The organism is Agarivorans litoreus, assembly GCF_019649015.1.
In the GTDB taxonomy this organism is placed as follows: domain Bacteria; phylum Pseudomonadota; class Gammaproteobacteria; order Enterobacterales; family Celerinatantimonadaceae; genus Agarivorans; species Agarivorans litoreus.
In genome coordinates this window covers 2,187,811-2,207,696 of the sequence record NZ_BLPI01000001.1, presented here as the reverse complement: position 1 = coordinate 2,207,696, position 19,886 = coordinate 2,187,811, and the positions used below count along the sequence as shown (strand labels likewise).

General features: G+C 43.8%; 17 protein-coding genes. 5 read left to right on the top strand and 12 right to left on the bottom strand.

Annotated elements, in window-relative coordinates; genetic code table 11:
* Positions 1 to 4: 4 nt before the first annotated feature.
* The 5 genes from K5L93_RS10225 to K5L93_RS10205 all read right to left on the bottom strand — a co-directional run bounded on the left by K5L93_RS10225 (position 5) and on the right by K5L93_RS10205 (position 4,374).
* The gene (locus tag K5L93_RS10225; RefSeq protein WP_220719727.1) at positions 5 to 976 is read right to left on the bottom strand and encodes a serine/threonine protein kinase; all 972 of its coding nucleotides are present in this window, start codon (positions 974 to 976) and stop codon (positions 5 to 7) included.
* A gap of 65 nt (positions 977 to 1,041) precedes the next feature.
* The gene (locus K5L93_RS10220; RefSeq protein ID WP_220719725.1) at positions 1,042 to 1,443 is read right to left on the bottom strand and encodes an MAPEG family protein; all 402 of its coding nucleotides are present in this window, start codon (positions 1,441 to 1,443) and stop codon (positions 1,042 to 1,044) included.
* A gap of 21 nt (positions 1,444 to 1,464) precedes the next feature.
* Positions 1,465 to 2,874, bottom strand: a complete 1,410-nt coding sequence (ccoG, locus tag K5L93_RS10215; RefSeq protein ID WP_220719724.1) for a cytochrome c oxidase accessory protein CcoG — start codon at positions 2,872 to 2,874, stop codon at positions 1,465 to 1,467.
* A gap of 91 nt (positions 2,875 to 2,965) precedes the next feature.
* Positions 2,966 to 3,232: a YihD family protein gene (locus K5L93_RS10210; RefSeq protein WP_040306803.1), complete on the bottom strand. Its 267-nt coding sequence runs from the start codon at positions 3,230 to 3,232 to the stop codon at positions 2,966 to 2,968.
* A 5-nt stretch (positions 3,233 to 3,237) separates the two neighbouring features.
* Complete coding sequence (locus tag K5L93_RS10205) at positions 3,238 to 4,374, bottom strand: GGDEF domain-containing protein (RefSeq protein ID WP_246615114.1); 1,137 nt, start codon at positions 4,372 to 4,374, stop codon at positions 3,238 to 3,240.
* A 297-nt stretch (positions 4,375 to 4,671) separates the two neighbouring features.
* On the opposite strand from K5L93_RS10205, the gene pgi reads away from it, so the two are divergent.
* The 3 genes from pgi (at position 4,672) to K5L93_RS10190 (ending at position 7,448) form a co-directional block, all read left to right on the top strand.
* Positions 4,672 to 6,324 (top strand): glucose-6-phosphate isomerase, encoded by a 1,653-nt coding sequence (gene pgi / locus K5L93_RS10200; protein ID WP_220719721.1) that lies wholly within the window; start codon positions 4,672 to 4,674, stop codon positions 6,322 to 6,324.
* Between the two features lie 201 nt (positions 6,325 to 6,525).
* Entirely contained in the window at positions 6,526 to 6,759 is a 234-nt protein-coding gene (locus tag K5L93_RS10195; RefSeq protein ID WP_220719720.1) for a hypothetical protein, read from the top strand.
* Positions 6,760 to 6,935: 176 nt separating this feature from the next.
* Positions 6,936 to 7,448, top strand: a complete 513-nt coding sequence (locus tag K5L93_RS10190) for a hypothetical protein (protein ID WP_220719718.1) — start codon at positions 6,936 to 6,938, stop codon at positions 7,446 to 7,448.
* Positions 7,449 to 7,520: 72 nt separating this feature from the next.
* Here K5L93_RS10190 and K5L93_RS10185 read toward each other — a convergent pair whose 3' ends face one another.
* On the bottom strand, positions 7,521 to 8,135 hold the full coding sequence (locus tag K5L93_RS10185; protein WP_246615029.1) for a sugar O-acetyltransferase: 615 nt from the start codon (positions 8,133 to 8,135) through the stop codon (positions 7,521 to 7,523).
* Between the two features lie 167 nt (positions 8,136 to 8,302).
* Here K5L93_RS10185 and K5L93_RS10180 point away from each other — a divergent pair, with 167 nt between their 5' ends.
* The gene (locus K5L93_RS10180) at positions 8,303 to 10,672 is read left to right on the top strand and encodes a DNA polymerase II (protein WP_220721497.1); all 2,370 of its coding nucleotides are present in this window, start codon (positions 8,303 to 8,305) and stop codon (positions 10,670 to 10,672) included.
* Here the strand turns inward: K5L93_RS10180 and K5L93_RS10175 are convergent, their stop codons facing one another.
* The 4 genes from K5L93_RS10175 to K5L93_RS10160 form a co-directional block, all read right to left on the bottom strand.
* Positions 10,673 to 10,834: a hypothetical protein gene (locus K5L93_RS10175; RefSeq protein WP_220719717.1), complete on the bottom strand. Its 162-nt coding sequence runs from the start codon at positions 10,832 to 10,834 to the stop codon at positions 10,673 to 10,675. It abuts the gene before it with no gap.
* A gap of 388 nt (positions 10,835 to 11,222) precedes the next feature.
* Positions 11,223 to 13,307 carry a glycogen debranching protein GlgX gene (gene glgX / locus K5L93_RS10170; protein ID WP_220719714.1) on the bottom strand — a complete coding sequence of 695 codons (2,085 nt, stop codon included), beginning with the start codon at positions 13,305 to 13,307 and terminating at the stop codon, positions 11,223 to 11,225.
* 116 nt (positions 13,308 to 13,423) lie between these two features.
* Positions 13,424 to 13,606 carry a hypothetical protein gene (locus tag K5L93_RS10165; protein ID WP_016400237.1) on the bottom strand — a complete coding sequence of 61 codons (183 nt, stop codon included), beginning with the start codon at positions 13,604 to 13,606 and terminating at the stop codon, positions 13,424 to 13,426.
* 80 nt (positions 13,607 to 13,686) lie between these two features.
* A complete protein-coding gene (locus tag K5L93_RS10160; protein ID WP_220719713.1) occupies positions 13,687 to 14,808 on the bottom strand; it encodes a 1-acyl-sn-glycerol-3-phosphate acyltransferase in 1,122 nt (373 codons plus the stop codon).
* 170 nt (positions 14,809 to 14,978) lie between these two features.
* On the opposite strand from K5L93_RS10160, the gene K5L93_RS10155 reads away from it, so the two are divergent.
* Complete coding sequence (locus K5L93_RS10155; protein ID WP_220719712.1) at positions 14,979 to 16,340, top strand: MATE family efflux transporter; 1,362 nt, start codon at positions 14,979 to 14,981, stop codon at positions 16,338 to 16,340.
* A gap of 1,882 nt (positions 16,341 to 18,222) precedes the next feature.
* On the opposite strand, the gene K5L93_RS10150 is transcribed toward K5L93_RS10155, so the two are convergent.
* Both K5L93_RS10150 and nadE read right to left on the bottom strand, forming a co-directional pair.
* Positions 18,223 to 18,843 carry a trimeric intracellular cation channel family protein gene (locus tag K5L93_RS10150; RefSeq protein ID WP_220719710.1) on the bottom strand — a complete coding sequence of 207 codons (621 nt, stop codon included), beginning with the start codon at positions 18,841 to 18,843 and terminating at the stop codon, positions 18,223 to 18,225.
* 119 nt (positions 18,844 to 18,962) lie between these two features.
* The gene (gene nadE / locus K5L93_RS10145; RefSeq protein WP_220719708.1) at positions 18,963 to 19,793 is read right to left on the bottom strand and encodes an NAD(+) synthase; all 831 of its coding nucleotides are present in this window, start codon (positions 19,791 to 19,793) and stop codon (positions 18,963 to 18,965) included.
* Between the last annotated feature and the right edge of the window lie 93 nt (positions 19,794 to 19,886).

Below are 19,886 nucleotides of genomic sequence, written 5' to 3'. Positions count from 1 at the left end.
GTCCTCAATAACCGGGAGTTAATGACAATGGCGCTTGCTGTAATGCTGAAAGCTGTTCTTTAAGCGCAAGTATTTGGTCTTCCCAATAACGTTGCGAATTAAACCAAGGGAAGGCGCGTTGAAAGGCTGCATCTTGCCAGCGCCTTGCTAACCAGCCCATGTAGTGAATCATTCGCATAGCACGCAGCGGCTCAATTAGGGCCAGCTCACTGCTATCAAATTCACAAAAGGCCTCATAACCTTCTAAAAGAACTTCTAATTGCAGGCGGCGCTCATTGTCATCTCCGGCCAGCATCATCCATAGGTCTTGCACAGCAGGGCCATTACGCGCGTCATCTAAATCCACCAGCATCGGACCATCACGCCACAATATGTTGCTAGGGTGGCAATCTCCGTGTAAACGAATAATGGTTTTAGGTTTATAGGCTACCTTTGCCGCTTCAGCTACTTGCTCGGCTACGGTAAAAAACGGCAATGCTAAGCCCTCGGGTAGCCAATCACGTAATAACGCCAAAGGCTGGTCGAGCATCTCTTCGGTATTAATCGATAGACGATGCTCAAACAGTTTGCCACCCGCTTTTTGGTGCATACGCCCTAGGTATTGGCCAACACGCTCAATTTGGTCTAGGTTATCTACCTCAAAACCGCGCCCCCCAACACTGGGGAAAATGGTAAACAACCAACCTTGATAATCAAACAAACTGCGACCATCTCGCACTAGCGGCGCCACAATCGGCACATCCACTTCTGCCATCGATAAACTAAATTGATGTTCTTCGAGAATCTGAGCTTGGCTCCAACGCTCTGGCCGATAAAACTTCACCACATAACGCAGCCCGTCTTCGGCTTGAAATTGATAAACCCGGTTCTCGTAAGAGTTTAAAGCCAACAAACCACTACTAGGGAAAATACCTTGAGATTCAATAGCATCAAGAATAGTGTCGGGGTGTAAATCGGCAAATAGAAAGGCGCTCATGGCTCGGCAGTTTTACAAGAGGTTATCGGCGCAGTGTAGCAGTAAAACAACTTACCTAGCCAGCGCTAAGCAGGTAGCTGATAAAAGGCTTGAACCACAATATAAATACAGCTTAACCAAGCCACCAGCATGAGCAACGAACGCAAGGTAGCAAAGCCAAATACGTATACCCAAGGGTGCAACAAGCGGGTAGCAGTAAATAACACAGCAGCATATTGAATACGGCTAAAATCAAGCCCTGCAAGGTGGGCGATTAGCAAACTGCCCGTAAACAAGCTCAAGGCTTCCCAAGCATTTTGTTGAGAAGCATAGATACGTTGGCCAAGGCTGTTTAACAATTGGGATTGTTGGCGGGGATCTTGATTATCTATAGTGCCTAACTGGCGCTTACGCGCTGCCGAACCGAGTGCTGCCAGCAAATAAGGCAGCACTAATAGCAGCGCAAAACACGCCAGTACCAGTTTCAAGCTTTATTCTCCAACACCCAGTTAACCGCCACTAATAAAGCGGCTGGGCTGGATAAACTGGTCATCGCCACTTTCTAGTACAAACTCAATATCGGTGATCGAGCGTGGCAACAAGTAAGGGTCGCTCGCCAGTGAAATAGGCAAACTAAACACTTCGCCACCTTTTACTGTGACAATTTGCTGGCCTATCCACTCTACTTCTTCCAAACCACGCACACTTAAGTGGAACTCGCGCGCTTCAGAGGATTTGTTAATCACCTTTAAGGTGTAGGTATTTTCTACCAAACCTTCAGAGGTTTCGTTGTACAAAGAAGAGCGATCTCGCAGCACATCTAACTGCATTGGCTGAACGTTAAGTAAGGTGAACACAAAAGCGACCAGCATGGCGCTTAACACTACCCCATAACCAATCAGCTTAGGCCGCAGTACATCGGTTTTTTGCCCCGCCAAGTTATGCTCGGTGGTGTAGCGAATCAAACCTTTTGGATAGTTCATGCGCTCCATGGTTTGATCACAGGCATCAATACAAGCACCACAATTAATACACTCGTATTGCAAGCCTTCGCGAATATCAATGCCTGCAGGGCACACCTGCACACACAAATCACAATCTACACAGTCACCTAAACCTAAGGCCTTATGGTCGGCATTGCGTTTACGTGGGCCGCGGCTTTCGCCTCGCTCAACGTCGTAACCGACAATAAAGGTGTCTTTATCAAACATCGCCGACTGAAAACGCGCATAGGGGCACATGTGAGTACATACAATAGTGCGCATCCAACCAGCGTTGGCATAAGTTGCTACGGTAAAGAAAATCACCGAGAAGTTAACCGCAGCACTGGCATTTAGCGTGAAAAAGTCCCACCACAGCTGCTTAACGGGCACAAAGTAAGCGGCAAACGACAAAGCGGTAAATACCGACACCGCAATCCATGCGGTGTGTTTGGCTGTTTTTCGCCAAACCTTGTTAAAGTCCCAGGGCGATTTATCTAGCTTTTTGCGCTTATTGGCGCTGCCTTCAATCTTTTCTTCAAACCAGATAAAAATGAAGGTCCACACCGTTTGCGGACACAAGTAACCACACCAAACGCGGCCTAAAAAGGTGGTAATAAAAAACAAAGCAAAGGCAGCAATAATGAAGAACCAAGCCAATAACAGTAGATCTTGCGGCCACAGGGTTAAGCTAAAAAAGTGATACTGTCGCGCGCCCATATCAAGCAAAATAGCTTGGCGATCGCCATAGGGTATAAAAGGCACAATCACAAAAGCCGCAATAAAAAACCAGCCCATGTACTTACGCAAGCGTTGAAATACACCTTTTTGCTCACGCACATAAATTTGTTCTTTGGGGTTGTAACGATCTACTGGCGCCCGTTTTTTAGCCGCGCGAGGCTTGGGGCTAAGGTCTTTAACAGGAATACGTTCACTCATCACTCAATCCTTATGAGGGGAGGCATTGATGTGACTAATGCCTTTGCTTAAGCAAAAACGGCAATTGCAGACGCAATTGCCACTCAAGACATTACACTTTTACGCCACGTGCTTTTAATAAGGCGGTTTTAAAATCATCCTCGCAATCTTTTGCGATGCCAGGAATCATCTCGTCTTTACCAATTGTAAGCATTTTAAGTTGGTAAATAAGCACGTCATCGGTCAGTTCACTCAAGGGTTTATTGTTCCCAGCTTGGTCGGCTATTTGAGTGATAATTTCTACTAAGTTAAGCTCCGGTTGTTGTTTCCAAACCGGTGTGAGTAAATCGATTAATTCTTCAATACGATGCAACTGCATACTCATTATACTTCTCCACGGGCGGCCACTACAGCTTGGTTTCTACCTAACTGCTTGGCTCTATATAGTGCCTTATCGGCTTTATCTACGATCTCTTTGGTGCTTTGCTGAGCCACTGGAATTAAACAAGAAATACCAATGCTCACGGTCACATAACTGGCTGCGGTCGAATACTCGTGGCGCAATTTAGCCTCGGCCATTAGTGTTCTAACTCTTGCAGCAACTTGCAATGCGCCTTTGGTATCGGTGTTGGGCAATACCATTACAAACTCTTCGCCGCCATAGCGGGCAACAATGTCATCTTCACGCTGCAAGGCTTGGGTAAACAAATTAGCAACTTTGCTTAAACATTGATCGCCTGCAACATGACCGTAATGATCGTTATAAGGCTTGAAGAAATCAACATCGATTAGCAATAAACTTAAGGAAGTATTTGCCCGGCTGCTTAAACGCCAATGTAAAGCCAGTGTTTGCTCAAATATAGCCCGGTTATACAAGCCAGTGAGTGCGTCTCGCTCACTTTGATGGCGCATCAAGGCATGGCTGTCGGCCAATTCTAAAGCCTTAGCTCTATTTAACGCACCTTCAGAAAAATTAGCCTTAACTAAAGTTTCGGCGCGGCGTAACACAATATTTAGTACCCCCCAGCTTAGCAGCAATACCAAACAAGCCACCCACTCGATTCGGCTAGCCCCCACCATAGAAACCAACAACGCCAATAAAAGTGGGATGCTAAAGCCGTTAAAGCTACGAATACTTAGTAAATTTGGCACTACCACCAACGACAACAACGCCCCCACCAGCACCACCAATAATAAGCGCTCGGAAGCAGGTAGCAGCGGCATAAACAGCAAAATACCGACCGCCCAAAGCACCCCAGAGCTAGTGGCCAAACTAAAGTAACGCGTTAGTTGCGGCGCCGGGACAAAATCGTCAATCACTTCGCTTTGAATACGTGCAAAAAAGTAAAACACGGCCGATAAAGCCAACATGCTAAACAGCCACAGCAAATGCAGGCTTGAAGAAAGGCTAGGCGTAAACAAACACCACCAAATAAGGCTATACGCAACGGTCATTAACGCCACTAAACGCCCATTGTTAAGTAAATAACGGGCATTGTCGGTGTTTACTTGTAACTGCACATTGCGCAAAAACAGCTCCCTTGCAGGTGAGAGGCGAATAATTTGTGGGCATTGTAGCAACAACTTGAATAGCGAGAACAGAAAAACCCGTTGATAAAAAATGGATAAACCCCAATACAACGTGCGGTTTTAATACAAATTGATCAAACTTAGCTAAAATAGGTCGCAAGCTTTTGCACAATATTGATCTGATTGCTTGCGTCCTTTTTCCCAGAAAGGGTAAAGTGCTACCCGCAAGTACTGGTCAATAAACTTGCAACTCGGTCAACTAGGTAAAGCATCTAAGGAACAAGGTCAATGCTGGACAATATCAATCCAACAACTACACAGGCTTGGAAAGCGTTACAAGCGCATTTTGAAGCACAAAAAGAGGTTAAACTTAGCGAGCTATTCGCCGCTGACGCAGACCGTTTCAATCGCTTCTCGGTAGAGTTTAACGAGCAAATCTTATTGGATTACTCTAAAAACTTAATCACTGAAGAAACCATGCAGCAGTTAGTTGCACTAGCTAAAGAAACCAAGCTAGATAGCGCAATTAAAGCTATGTTCTCTGGTGAGAAAATCAACCAAACAGAAGGCCGCTCGGTACTACATACCGCACTACGTAATCGCAGCAATACCCCAGTAATGGTAGACGGCGAAGACGTAATGCCAGCAGTAAACGCCGTGCTAGAAAAAATGAAAGGCTTCTGTGAAAAAGTACATTCTGGCGAATGGAAAGGTTACACCGGCAAAGCTATTGAAAGCATTGTAAACATTGGTATTGGCGGTTCAGACCTAGGCCCAGTAATGATTACTGAAGCACTAGGCGCATACAAAGTAGAAAACATTACTACCTACTTCGTATCAAACGTAGACGGCACGCATATTGCCGAAACCCTAAAACAAGTAGATCCAGAAACTACCTTGTTCTTAGTAGCGTCTAAAACTTTCACTACCCAAGAAACCATGACTAACGCCCACAGCGCGCGCGATTGGTTCCTAGCTGCTGCTGGCGACCAAGCTCACGTAGCTAAGCACTTTGCTGCTCTATCTACTAACGCTAAATCTGTTGCCGAGTTTGGTATTGATACCGACAACATGTTTGAGTTTTGGGATTGGGTAGGCGGTCGTTACTCTTCTTGGTCGGCGATTGGTTTGTCGATTGCCCTTACGGTTGGCTACGACAACTTTATTGAACTGCTAGACGGCGCACACGCCATGGACCAACACTTTGCTAGCGCAGAGTTAGAGCAAAACCTACCGGTTATTCTTGGTTTGTTAGGCATTTGGTACAACAACTTCTTTGGTGCAGAAAGCGTATCTATTCTACCTTACGACCAATACATGCACCGCTTTGCTGCTTACTTCCAGCAAGGTGACATGGAGTCTAACGGTAAAAATGTAGACCGTAACGGCAATCCAGTTGATTACCAAACTGGCCCAATTATTTGGGGCGAACCAGGTACCAACGGCCAACACGCTTTCTACCAGCTGATTCACCAAGGCACTAAGCTAATCCCATGTGACTTTATTGCACCAGCCACTAGCCACAATCCATTATCGGATCACCACGCTAAGTTAATGTCTAACTTCTTCGCCCAAACCGAAGCCTTGGCTTTTGGTAAGTCACGCGAAACCGTAGAAGCAGAACTAGTAGCAGCCGGTAAATCAGCCGCCGAAGTAGCAGAGCTAGCACCATTTAAAGTATTCACCGGTAACAAGCCAACTAACTCTATCTTGGTTAAGAAGATCACGCCTTACACACTAGGCGCTATGGTTGCTATGTACGAGCACAAAATCTTTGTACAAGGCATTATCTGGAACATCTTCAGCTTCGACCAATGGGGCGTAGAACTAGGTAAGCAGCTAGCTAACCAAATTTTACCAGAGCTAAAAGACGGCAGCGAAGTGAGCAGCCACGACAGCTCAACCAATGGTTTAATTAACACTTTTAAAGCTTGGAGCTAAGCCTTAACGCTTACCCTTTGCGTTAAATGTAAAAAGCTGGCCTAGGCCAGCTTTTTTGTTTCCAATACGAGCTAGCACAGCATCGCTATGAAACAAAACCTTACGTTCAAAAAACACCCTAACGCTTAAAAGTTTAGCATTGACAAAGGGTTAAAACGCCCACACAATTGATTAATCAATCATTATAAAGAAGAGGCTTTCATGAGCCAAAAGATTTGCCCCACGCTAGTAGACCTTAGATTTGACGAACAGAGTCAACGCGCTATTAACGATATCAATGATATAACCAAAACGAAGAAAGTAGGCTGGTTGGTTATTGCTATTGGACAACTAGCGCTTATATTCGGAGGAAATGCAGTAAAAGGGCAATCTACCGCAGCTGGCTTAGTTGATGAGAGCCTTTTATTTAAATCAGCGTCCAATGGCGTTAGTTAAAATGGTTATAGTATTTACTCAACAAACTGGGAATACTTTTTTCAATCTTTTTCTCACTTAGAACGTTTTGCTGAAGGCCAAATCAGTACCATCGCAGGCATGCAAATGATGAGGAGTAGGATCTCTGCTAAAGAACGTCAATTCTGGAAGGCTATTCACTATGGATGTAAGCCACAATGATTAAAAAACTATATACCCTTACTTTTCTTATATTTTCAATTCACACTTCATCTAGTTTCGCAGATGATATTCTTAATTTTGGAACTCAAGTTCTAGATGAAAAATTCCAGAGTTTTACAAACATTTACTCACAATGTAGAGAAGCAGCCGCTTCTACCACACTTAGTCAGAAGACAATTGAAACCTTAAAAGGATACCCCGATAGAACAGGTGAAGCTCTAGGGTTTCTTAACCAAGAAGCTATCCGAAATTGCAGCCAACCTTTATTTACAGAGTTTTTAAGATCACTTCTCACTTTAGAATCAATAAATCGTTCTCAACCTAACCAAGCGATTTCTGAAAAAATACAAAAATACAAAACGCTTATGTTTCCATCAAGCGAAATATATACTGAACTTGCGTTTAGCAAACTAACTAAAGAACAACAGCACACGCTTTTGAGCATAAAAGAGCTTCGTAAACCATTTAATGCAATAGATGCTTTTGAACGCACTTGGCTCGAAGAATAAATAATAATGATGGCTAAACACCTCCCCTTTTAATTGAAAGGGGAAAGTCATTTACTGCACACCTTCACAACATTAGCCTATTGCTTGGCACACTGTCTCACCCGCTTGTATCTCACGAATAACCTTAGCCGGATTACCGCCCACTAATACGCCTGCTGGCACATCTTTAGTCACTACCGCACCGGCGGCGATAACCGAGCCATTGCCCACCGTTACACCCGCTAGAACTACTGCATGACCACCGATCCAAACATCGTTACCAATAGTGATGGGCGCTGGGTAGTCAATCACTTCTCGCTCACCTTGCTGATTAATGTAGGTTTTGCGTAGTTCAGGATCTAAGGCGTGGTTAATCGAAAACAAACTTACGTTCGGTGCAATCATCACCCGATCACCAATAGTAATTTTGCCCGAGTTCACCAAGGTGAAGTTAGTATTAATAAATACATCGTCACCGATAAACACCGTGTCGCCATAATCCACAGTGAGTGGTGGGCAAACCTCGATGTTTTTACCCACCTTCACAAACAGCTCACGCACTAGCGCTTCGCGCTGTTGGTTTTGCTCTGGTGTGGTTTGATTAAACTTATGAGTAATTTGCCGAGTGGCTAAACGGCGCTCGCCAAGGTCTTTATCCCAACGGTTAAAACTTAAACCCGCCATCATTCGCTCAAATTGACTTGTCATGCTTACCACTTACTAAAAGGCTTTAGGCTAACTGTGCAGCTAAATGGCTGGGCAGTCTATTAGCACCTTGGCAGAAACCACTATTCACAAATGCTTAGTTAAACAAAATAAAGATGCTGGTGGATATTAGCTATGCCACTCGGCTTTGTGCTAAGTTGCCAAGCATAATGCAGTACCGAGGGCTTACAGTGCCAAGCCAGCAGCGGCAAGGACAAGGTTTTTTACTCACCGCCAATAGTTACGATCGTCAAGGTCGGGCTTATATTCAGCTTTGGTTAGCCAGTGACCAAGGCCCAGTGTGTTTAGAGGTCAGTGACCAGCAGCCAGTATTTTTTGTGTTAAGTAGCGAGCTAGATGCCGTGTTAGAAACCGTTAGCGAGCACTTGCTTAAGCACCAAAGCGTAGCGTTAAACACCTTCCAGCATCAGCCGATTACCGCCTTGTACTTTGCCAGTATCGATGCGCATTACCGCGCCGCACAAAGCTTACAGCAAGCCGGATTAAGCTGCTTTGAGCACGACATAAAACTACATGAACGCTTTCTTACCGAACGTTTTTGTTATGGCAGTATGGCTTTTGCGGGCACCCAAGGTAGCAATCCTCGTTACCCCGCTTGGCAACAAGCCAAAATAAAAACGGCCCAATATACACCTAAGCTGTCGGTGCTATCGCTAGACATAGAATGCAGTGAAAAAGGCCAACTTTACTCGATTGGATTATACGGTGAGTACTTTCAGCAAGTGCTTATGATTGGCAGTGAACAAGCCGCAGATACGCCAATTACCTGGCTGGCTAATGAGTACGCCTTACTAAAACAGCTTGAGCTAGTAATAGAAAAACTCGACCCGGACATCATAATTGGTTGGAATGTCATCAATTTTGATTTTAGGTTGCTGGTTAAACGCGCCGCTTTGCATGGGATAAAACTGGCCTTAGGCCGCCAACAAGGCGTAGCGCGTTGGCGCGAGCGTAGCGATAACGAGCAAACAGGTTTTATTAGCATTCCTGGGCGCGTAGTAGTGGACGGCATAGACGCACTAAAATCAGCCACTTATCACTTCGATAGTTTTAGCTTGGAAAACGTTGCCCAACAACTGCTTAAGCGCGGCAAGTTGGTAGACGAAGTACATGATCGTATGGCTGAAATTAACCATAATTTTGCCCATAACAAGCCCCAGCTTGCCGCCTACAACCTCGAAGACTGTAAGTTGGTGTTAGACATCTTCCAGCATACGCAAATCCTTGAATACCTATGTTTGCGCAGCCAACTTACTGGCCTAATGCTGGATAGAAGTGGTGGTTCGGTGGCCGCCTTTACCAATGTGTATTTGCCTAAATTGCACCGAGCTGGCTATGTAGCGCCAAATCTTAGCCGAGACTTTATCGCCGATAGCCCCGGCGGTTATGTGATGAGCTCTAAACCAGGCTTGTATAACAATGTGCTAGTACTCGATTTTAAGAGCCTGTACCCCTCTATCATTCGTACCTTTAAAATTGATCCGCTGGGCTTAATTGAAGGGCTAGCGAGCCCCGACAATGCCATTGAAGGCTTTAGAGGCGGAGTATTTAGCCGCGATAAACATTTTTTACCCGAGATCATTAATCAGCTTTGGCTGCAGCGCGATCAAGCCAAGGCCGATCACGACAGCGCTCGCTCGCAGGCGATCAAAATTTTAATGAATAGCTTTTATGGAGTATTGGGCTCTACCGGTTGTCGCTTTCACGATCCACGCTTAGCCAGCTCAATCACTATGCGCGGCCACCAGCTAATGCAAGAAACAGCAGAGTGGATCAGCGAGCAAGGCCATGAAGTGATTTATGGTGATACCGACTCTACCTTTGTATGGCTAAATCAAGATTTAACCGCAGAGCAAGCCAAACAAATAGGCCAACAACTGGCGCAAGGTATAAATCAATATTGGCAGCACAAGCTAGCCTCAGAAATGCAGTTAGATAGTCACCTAGAAATTGAGTTTGAGACTCATTTTTCTCGCTTTTTAATGCCAACTATTCGCGGCTCTGAAACTGGCAGTAAAAAGCGTTATGCAGGTTTAACCAACGATAAGCAATTAGTCATAAAAGGCTTAGAAACCGTACGTTCTGATTGGACAGAGATGGCAAAGATATTTCAAACCGGTTTATTGGAGCGGGTTTTCTCCGACCAAGACCCACGCCAGTTTGTTCTCGATACCGTGGATAAGCTAATGGCTGGCGAGTACGACCAGCAACTTATTTACCGTAAGCGTTTACGCCGCAAGTTAGCCGAGTACGTGAAGAATGTGCCACCACAGGTGCGAGCAGCACGGCTCGCCGACGAGCATAACCAAGCCTTAGGTAAACCGCTGCAATATCAAAATAAAGGCAGTATTGCCTATTGGATGACCATAAATGGGCCTGAGCCGCTAACTAACCGAGTTAGCCAAATTGATTACCAACATTACTTAAACAAACAGCTACAGCCAATTGCCGATGCTATTTTGCCCTTCATTGACTTGGATTTTGAGCAAATAACTTCGGCGCAATTAGGTTTGTTTTAACTAAAGATTAGCGCGACTAGATACCGGGCTAATAACAGATTGCAATGGGTCGGCCTCTACGGCTACACCTACAAAGAGCATCAACACAATTGACGCAATCATGCTACGAATGACCAAGGTTCGTCGGCGAATGTTTTTGATAAGTTTATCTGAATTCAACACTGGCTCACTTAGTTGTTGTAATAGCCACAAGATCAATTAACTAAGAGTATGCTCTAGTGTCTCGGGTTAAATTGACTAATTACGAACGCAACATGTTTTTTGACATTTAGCATAAAAACCCAACCTAGCTCACTTTTATCAAACAAAAGTCCATAACTTATTAAAATTATGAAACTTTCGTTAGATACTAGCCTCAAACTAGCAAATCATAATGGCAAACAAGTCACACGGACGGAGGCAAAGAGGGCAACACAATGGCGTTTTTTTCGATGGGTGTAAGAGTACTATTATTGGTATTAATGTTGGGTAGCGTGCTTAGCTATTCACACACTACCCATTCTTCATGGGCAAAGTTTTATTGTCCTGCACAAACTAGTAACGCAGCGAGTTAAACTCTCTCACTACGTTTTTCAATTTGTGGGTTCGCCACAAATACCATTACCGAACGTGCAGCCACTTTAACTGAGCCTGTTTCTAACATAGGCGCTGTTTTAAAGTCATAAACATCTTCTGGCGGTTTGGCTGCGGTATTAACAAGCTTAAACCAATGCCCTTCAATGCATGGCACTTCAAACTCTAGCTCTTCCCAGTAGGAGTTAAACACCATGTATAAGCGGTCTTTTGAGTATGGATCTAATAAAGTAACCGCAATAGAGTGACTATGTTCAGACCAATCTGGCTGACCTTGATGCACACCATGCCATTCGATATTGGCATCATGAATCACATCCGACAAGCTCAAGTGAATTTTCTCTTCTAATACATCGTCATAACGACGCAACTTGATAAGCTCTTGCACAAAGCGCAATAAATTTTGGTTTTTGTCCACTAATGTCCAGTCAAACCACGACAACTCGTTATCTTGACAATAGGCGTTGTTATTACCGTTTTGAGTGCGTTTTACTTCATCACCCATGGTAATCATTGGCGTACCCAAAGAGAGCAACAAAGTAGCAAAGAAGTTCTTCATTTGTTGTTCACGCAAGTCGTTGATTTTTGGGTTTAGGGTTGGCCCCTCTACACCGTGGTTATAACTGATGTTGTGGTTATCACCATCACGGTTGTTTTCACCATTTTCGAGGTTGTGCTTATCGTTATAGCTGACTAAATCGTTTAAGGTGAAACCATCGTGCGCAGTCACTAAATTAATAGAACGCTGAGGCGAATGGTTTTCTTTATAATAAATGTCTGGGCTGCCCAATAAGCGCGACGCAAATTTGCCAGTAACACCTGAATCACCACGGAAGAACGAACGTACATCATCTCGGAATTTACCATTCCACTCGTTCCAGCGATCACCAACAAATTCACCGACTTGGTAAAGGCCCGCTGCGTCCCAAGCTTCAGCAATAATTTTAGTGCCAGCCAATGAAGGGTCTGAGTCAATCGACCATAGCAATGGTGGCTCTTTCATTACATGCCCTTCAGAGTCACGCGCTAGTACCGAGGCTAAATCAAAGCGGAAGCCATCTACGTGCATTTCGTTTACCCAAAAACGCAGTGCGTCACGGATCATACGGCGCATTACCGAGTGGTTAGCATTACAAGTATTGCCGCAACCCGAGTAGTTACTGTACCAACGCTTTTCGTTTTCTAGCATGTAGTAGGTATCGTTTTGCAAGCCCTTCATGCTAAGTGTTGGGCCGTCGTGGCCGCCTTCGGCTGTATGGTTAAACACCACATCCAATATCACCTCAATGCCGGCTTTATGCAGCTCACGCACCATGGTTCTAAATTCGTTAAAAGCGCCACAGACACTTTTGTCGGAGCTGTAAGCGGTATGTGGGGAGAAGAAGTTAATTGGGCTGTAACCCCAGTAGTTTTGCTTACCTAGAGGAGCATCTTGCAAATCGAACTGCTGTACTGGCATTAATTCCACGGCAGTTATACCCAGTTCTTTTAGGTAAGGAATTTTTTCAATTACCCCAGCATAAGTGCCTCGCTTATGCTCTGCTACACCAGACGATGGGTGTTTGGTAAAACCCGCTACGTGTAGCTCGTAAATAACAGTATCTTGCAGTGAGCGTTTAATTGGGTGAGTGCCTTGCCAATCAAAACCACGTAAATCTACCACTGCACCTTTAATACATTGACTGGTATTTACATGACCGTGGCGTGACGCGACCTGACGCAAATAGTTATCTGGGAAGTGGGTAATTCTGGCGTAAGGATCGAGCAATACCTTACTTGGGTCAAAACGCAAACCGCGCTCTGGTTGCCAAGGACCATCGACTTGAAAGCCGTAGAGCGTTCCTACGTCTAGGTCTTCAACAAAAATATGCCAGTAATGGTCGGTTTTGTTGGTATTTGGATCTAAAGGGAACTCGGCAAAAGGCTTACGAGAGTTAACTTCTTTAAATAATAGAAGGGTAACTCCCGTGGCATTTTTAGAGAAAATACTAAAGTTAACACCCTTACCTTGATAAGTGGCGCCGAGTGGAAATGAAACACCCGCTTGAGTTTTTGTGGCCATATACTGTGCTGTCTTATTTTTGCTATGAACTGAGTTGAAAAGCCTATTAATTGGCTCTTTCGTTATAGTTTATCAGTAACAGTCGATTACACAGTAAGTTTATTAACAAATAATGACTAAAATTTAGCCGAAATTGAGTGGGAACGCCCACTAGCTTGACGCTTTCTACGGCAATGCTGCGCACCAAGTTGGTCAAGTTCGGAGACTTCGTCAGGCAACATTAATGATAATAACTGCTCTAGTTTTTCTTGATCAGACAATACATTAGCAATAGTTTGGCTGGTTTTTGTACGGAACATATCATACCCCTAAATTTTGATACCTAATTAGGGGTATGCACCTATAATGCCAAAGCGATATGAAAAATTTATTACGCTTATTATTCAGATAGTTGCTGTCTAGCGCGGATAGGATTTGCGTACATTTCGAACAGCTGAGATCGGACCTCTGCACTAATATCGCGAGTCTTCGCTTCAAAATAGCGCTTTGCTTCGGCTAATTCGTTAGCCGAAATTTCTTCTGGGATAGCATCACCAAGGGCGATCCAGTTGGTAGGCATAAGCTGGTAATTACCAATAATCGCTTTATCTAAAGCTTCAGCAACATCTTTTGCATTGGCATATTCTCCACTTAATGGCTCAGCAAAATGCACGTGAACGTGACCTTTTTGACCCACAATGCCGCGAGATATGCTGTAAATGTCTTCATGCTCTTCTTTTTGGTATTCGCCGTGTTGATTTTGCGATACCAATTCGTTGGCTTTAGCCACATCACAAGGGTCAAATTCGTAAGAAATAGACACGGGGACGATGTTCAATTCTTTAATGTAATCTGCAAATGCTTGCTGCTTAGGTTTATTTAAGGCCAGCATGGAAATAAGCGCAGAATTTGTAAGATCTAAACCATCTTTAGCTCGCCCTTCACGTTGAGCAATCCAGATGTGGTCACCCGTGCTCGCCAAAGTATGTTGAATATACGCAGATAACTCTTTTAAATTGGCCAGTTTTTCACGCTTAGCTGTGGCAGAACGCTTAACAATAAAACTGCGGTTAAGACGCATTAAGTCAGACACCCAAGGCTTACTTAATAAGTTGTCACCAATGGCAATTTGCACTGTATCTTGGCCATTTATATGCAGCAAGTAGTTCACAAACGCTGGGTCTAGCGCAATATCGCGGTGATTTGAGATAAACAAATGTGGTTTAGATAAATCTAAATCCTCTAATCCGCTAGAGCTTAGTTGCGAGGTAGTTGTTTTAATCATGTGCGCCATATAGCGCTCTACCATCACTTGAAAATCGTAAACACTTTTTACATTTCTTACTTTAAATTTAAGCACCTGGCGCAAGGTAAAAGAAGTTAACGTAAGAAAGGCACCACGCGCCTTTGGATAGCGAAACTTAATTAAAGTAGTAATAAATTCGGGATCGTTAATGAGACGTTGTAGCGTACTTTTTACTTCAGAATCTTGATAAGGGCGAATACTGTCAAACTGAGACATAACTTCTCTCGCTATTAAGGAAGCCGCAATTTACCGTTTTCTGCTCTTAAAAACAACAATAACGATTAAAATTTAAACAACCATCATCAGTTTTTAAAGCTAACTCCATAATCTTTCGCTTAGCCTTTGAGCCACGTATACTGAAGCCTCGATTTCCCAGCTGCAAGTTAATGGAACAACAACGCCAGTATCTACTTGATGCTCCCATCACACCGCTTATTATCAATAAAGCCAGTCCAACATTGGTTGGTATTTTTGCGATCATCTTTTTTAACCTCGTTGATACCTTTTTTGTTGCAATGCTAGGCACCGATGCGTTGGCCGGTGTATCTTTTACTTTTCCCATCACCTTTGCCATTACCAGTGTAGCAATGGGCTTAGGCATTGGCCTGTCATCCCATGTAGGACGGCTTTTGGGGGCTCGCCAACACCAGCAGGCCGCGCAACTCACTAGCCATAGCTTACTGTTTAGCCTACTGCTAATTATGTCTGTAGCCGGATTAGGTTATTTCAGCATTTATCCTCTTTTCAGCCGCTTAGGCGCTGAATTACCAGTAATGCCCTATATTGAGCAATACATGCAAATTTGGTATCTCTCGGTACCGCTATTAGTAATTCCCATGATAGGCAATAGCGCCATAAGGGCCAGTGGCGACAGCAAAACCCCCAGTCTTGTGATGCTGGTTGCAGGTATCGTAAATGGGGTATTAGATCCTATTTTTATTTTTGGTTGGGGGCCTGTGCCAGCTATGGGTGTGCAGGGTGCCGCTTTAGCCACTGCAGTAGCTTGGGCACTCACCTTTAGTGTTGCTGTTTATTTGCTTAGTTTTAAATTAAAACTATTACGTTTTGAATTTTGCACCATTCAACAGCTTATCACCTCTTGGAAAAAGCTACTTAGCATAGCCATTCCGGCAGTGTTTTCTCAGCTACTTACTCCCATTGCCACCACCATAACCTTGGTAATTTTGGCCAGTGCCGGCACTGCAACCGTAGCAGCCTATGGCTTTGCTACTCGGGTAGAAGCCCTATTATTAATTGGGGTAATGGCGATTAACTCGGTGATTCCGATGTTAGTTGGACAAAACGTGGGAGCGGGTAAAGCACAACGTGCCCAACAAATCGTTCATCATGCCATTAGGCTAGCGGTGGTTTGGCAACTATTGCTCGCTATCGCAATGTACGCCTTGGCCCCTTTAATGAGTTATAGCTTTAATCACGATGCTGAAGTGGCTGAACTTAGCCAATATTACTTACAGTTGGTACCTTTTTGCTACGGCATGATGGCTGTCCCCTTATTGCTAGCCCAAACCTTAAATGCCTTAGCGAAGCCGCTGCTCGCAATGGCAATAAACTTAATTAGGTTGTTTGGTTTTATGTTGCCAGCTATTTACATTGGAACAATGTGGGGAAGCAGCAAAGTAATATTTTTAGCGATTATTATTGCTCACACCTTAGCGGGCTTAGCGAGCTTAATCATATTGATATGGTTAATGAGCAAAAACAGCTGGTGGCAACATTCACAATCTTAGTTTCACAAACGTGAAAAAAGGCGACACAAATGTGTCGCCTTTTTAAGTAGTCATATTGCTCTTTTCCGTGAACAGTAATTGCTCCTTGCAATCCTTTTGACTGTTGCACACTAATCCTTAGCGTTTCCTCTTCCCAGTTCCTTTGAGCTATCCTTTAGCCTTCTATGGCATAAATGTTCATCCTAAACACTTGCTCTCTCCGTCCTGGAGGTATCCTTTAACTTCATCCTGAAAGTTTGAGGTATTTTGCTTTCTAGCACTCCTGTGCTGACATCCTAAAGTTTATCTACCTTGATAAACCTGCTCTTCCTAAGCAATGCTTCCTAATACCTTGGCATCTTGCCCTGACTCTTCCTAAGCCTTGGCTCGTCCTGATGGTTGATACTTTACGCCGATGAGCCCTTAATCCCAGTAGCCAAGATAGAATAATTTTGGTTCTAGCCACAAAAAACCATGATGAAAAACATAAGACATTGAAATATATAAACTTAGTTTAATTAAGGCTTATTAAACAAGTGAAATTACCCGCTACAGCTCGGGCGGATCTCTCACACAGGCAATAGCAGATAAAGAAACTACCAGATCGAGATTAATAATATAAAAACCCAACCAATTACAGGTTATCCATTAAAAGCTCTGCCGATAGGTAATAAACCCTAACAATAAATAGCAGGCAAAGAAAAAGGGCGACACATACGTGTCGCCCTCTTAGTAGTCATATCGCTCTATTCCATGAACGTTAATTGCTCCCTGCAATCCTTTTTGACTGTTTCACACTAGTCCTTAGCGTTTCCTCTTCCCAGTTCCTTTGGGCTGTCCTTTAGCCTTCTATGGCATAAGCGTTCATCCTAAACACTTGCTCTCTCCGTCCTGGAGGTATCCCTATACTTCGTCCTGAAGCTATTTGGTATTTTGCTTTCTAGCAATCCTATGCTGACATCCAAACTCATCTACCTTGATAAGCCTGCTCATCCTGAGCGCTGCGTCCTAAATACCTCGGCGTCCTGCCTAATTCTTCCTGAATCTTGGTTCGTCCTGATGGTTGATACTTTACGCTCATTCCAACCAAAGCCCAGTAGGCCAGAAACAAAAACATCTAAACAAAACTATTACTTAAGAGGTAAAAAACAATAAGCCACTGAATAATAAATAAAAAATACTTTTCACGCTCATAAACAAAGAGACTTATCGGCTTATTTGAATGGTCGATCTCTCACACAGCCTTTGGTCGATCGCCAAACAAGCATCTAAACTCTGCACGCTAAAATTCTCAATAAGTCTAAACATAAACACCTTAAAAGCATAAAAACCTACCAAAATACTTTTAAGCTTAACTATTCATCTAAAATCGATGACAAAGTTCAGACAATAAAAAACCCAGCACTTGGCTGGGTTTAGAAAAAGTTCGGGGCGACACTTTCGTGTCGCCCCTGGTAGTCATATCGCTCAAATCCGTGAACGGGTAGTTGCTCCCTGCAATCCTTTTTGACTGTGTTACTACGTCCTGTAGTTATCCTTTTCTCAAATCCTTTGAGCTGTCCTTTAGCCTTCTATGGCATAACCGGTCATCCATACCAGTTGCACGTCTCCTTCCTAGGAGGTGTCCCTTGCTACTTCCTGTAGCTGTTCCTTTTTAGCTCCTGCTACGTTTCTCATCCTGATAAACGTCAGTGCCTCCGTGCACAAACAACTATACGGAATCTAAGTTTGAGAAAAAGCAGCGTAAGCAAAAAACTTTCATTTTTTTACTTACAAACTCTTACAAAAACACTAAACCATTAATTTAAAAGAAAATTTAATTTTAACAACTGTAAGCAAAACTGCTTTTAACGCACAAGCTTGTAAGAGATATCTCACACCCTCTATCGGAATTTATCGCAAACTAACGATTTTTGGCAAGCTTAGGTAGTGATAAATGGTAGCGAATGGCCACTAAACGAATAAGCAAAGCGGTCAAAATACAAGCACTTGTAGCAATAGTATCCGAAAACTGTAGGTATAAAGCAGCCACCCAAACCAGTCCACCAACAATACAAGCAGTGGCATACACCTCACGTTGCAGTACTAAAGGAACTTGATTAGCCAATACATCACGGATCATGCCTCCACCACAGGCGGTAATCACTCCCATGGTAACGGCTACAATCATTGGCGCCCCATATTGATAGGCTTTGTTAGCACCAATCGCCATAAATACCGCCATTCCTATAGCATCAGCTACCGGCAGTAACCAGCGAGGAGGTGTAGGAAAGTTATTAAGCAATAATACCGAGCCTAAACTAGCTGCAAGAATTACCCACAAATACAAACCGTTCTCTACCCAGAATACTGGGCTAGCACCTAAAGCCATATCGCGGATAGTACCGCCACCAATGGCGGTAACACAGGCAAGCACCAAGGCACCAAACAAATCCATTCGGCGACGACTGGCTATCAATACCCCAGAAATGGCAAATATTGCGGTACCAAATAGATCAAGACTAAATATGATGGCGTTGCCCAAAGCGAGTTCCTCTAAAAATTCGGCTGCAATTAGACAACATGTAGACTCAGCAATACAAGATGCAGATCAAACAAAGCCGAAGCCTAATTACTTCGGCTTAATTTGTTGCTGTTACAGGCTTAGTCGTAAATGGTAGGAATGGCCTGACGTTTATGTTGAGTACGTTGGTAAATGCCAATAAGTTTTTGCTCGACTTCATCGGCTACTTTCTTACCTTCTAAGAAGTCATCAATTTGGTCATAAGTAACACCTAAGGCCACTTCATCGGGTAATTGCGGACGGTCTTCTTCAAGATCGGCCGTTGGCGCTTTACCAATCAGCTTTTCTGGTGCGCCTAAATAATCTGCAACCTGGCGAACTTGGCGTTTGTTTAAACCAAAGATAGGCACTAAATCACAGGCACCATCACCATGCTTGGTGTAAAAACCCGTTAAATTTTCAGCTGAGTGATCGGTTCCAATAACTAGGCCACCACTTAACCCAGCAATCTCATACTGGGCAATCATGCGCATACGAGCCTTAACATTGCCTTTGGCAAAATCCACTGCAGCTTGGGCTGGTAAATCTAAACCAGCAGCCACTAAACTTTCACTAGCACTAGTATGCAAGCCTTCGGTACCTGCTTTGATATTAGTGGTAACAATATGTGAGGGTTTAATAAACCCTAAAGCTAGTTGTGCGTCGGCTTCATCTTTTTGCTCACCAAAAGGTAAACGCATAGCAATAAAGCGGTAGTCTTGACTATCATTCTCATTGTTAAGCTGTTCAACGGCCAACTGCGCTAAGCGACCAGTGGTTGTTGAATCAACACCGCCACTAATACCAAGTACTAGTGTTTTTAAACCCGCTTGTTTTAAACGCGCTTTTATAAAGTCGATTCGACGTTTAACTTCAAACTCTGGATCAATTTCTGGCAAAACCTTCATTTCTGCCAAGATTGCCTGTTTCATTCTGTCACCCCACAGCAAATAATATCCCTAATGCGCAATGTACTTGAGAGACAAAAAAAAACCAAGGGACAAGCTGGTTTACATATACTTAAA

Bases quoted from the DNA above. Each gene is read 5' to 3' on its own strand.
- pgi (WP_220719721.1), top strand. From the start codon at position 4,672: ATGCTGGACAATATCAATCCAACAACTACACAGGCTTGGAAAGCGTTA.
- glgX (WP_220719714.1), bottom strand. From the start codon at position 13,307: ATGGCCACAAAAACTCAAGCGGGTGTTTCATTTCCACTCGGCGCCACT.
- nadE (WP_220719708.1), bottom strand. From the start codon at position 19,793: ATGAAACAGGCAATCTTGGCAGAAATGAAGGTTTTGCCAGAAATTGAT.
- K5L93_RS10165 (WP_016400237.1), bottom strand. From the start codon at position 13,606: ATGTTCCGTACAAAAACCAGCCAAACTATTGCTAATGTATTGTCTGAT.
- K5L93_RS10225 (WP_220719727.1), bottom strand. From the start codon at position 976: ATGAGCGCCTTTCTATTTGCCGATTTACACCCCGACACTATTCTTGAT.
- K5L93_RS10210 (WP_040306803.1), bottom strand. From the start codon at position 3,232: ATGCAGTTGCATCGTATTGAAGAATTAATCGATTTACTCACACCGGTT.
- K5L93_RS10185 (WP_246615029.1), bottom strand. From the start codon at position 8,135: ATGACAAGTCAATTTGAGCGAATGATGGCGGGTTTAAGTTTTAACCGT.
- K5L93_RS10190 (WP_220719718.1), top strand. From the start codon at position 6,936: ATGATTAAAAAACTATATACCCTTACTTTTCTTATATTTTCAATTCAC.
- K5L93_RS10195 (WP_220719720.1), top strand. From the start codon at position 6,526: ATGAGCCAAAAGATTTGCCCCACGCTAGTAGACCTTAGATTTGACGAA.
- ccoG (WP_220719724.1), bottom strand. From the start codon at position 2,874: ATGAGTGAACGTATTCCTGTTAAAGACCTTAGCCCCAAGCCTCGCGCG.
- K5L93_RS10160 (WP_220719713.1), bottom strand. From the start codon at position 14,808: ATGTCTCAGTTTGACAGTATTCGCCCTTATCAAGATTCTGAAGTAAAA.
- K5L93_RS10180 (WP_220721497.1), top strand. From the start codon at position 8,303: ATGCAGTACCGAGGGCTTACAGTGCCAAGCCAGCAGCGGCAAGGACAA.
- K5L93_RS10155 (WP_220719712.1), top strand. From the start codon at position 14,979: ATGGAACAACAACGCCAGTATCTACTTGATGCTCCCATCACACCGCTT.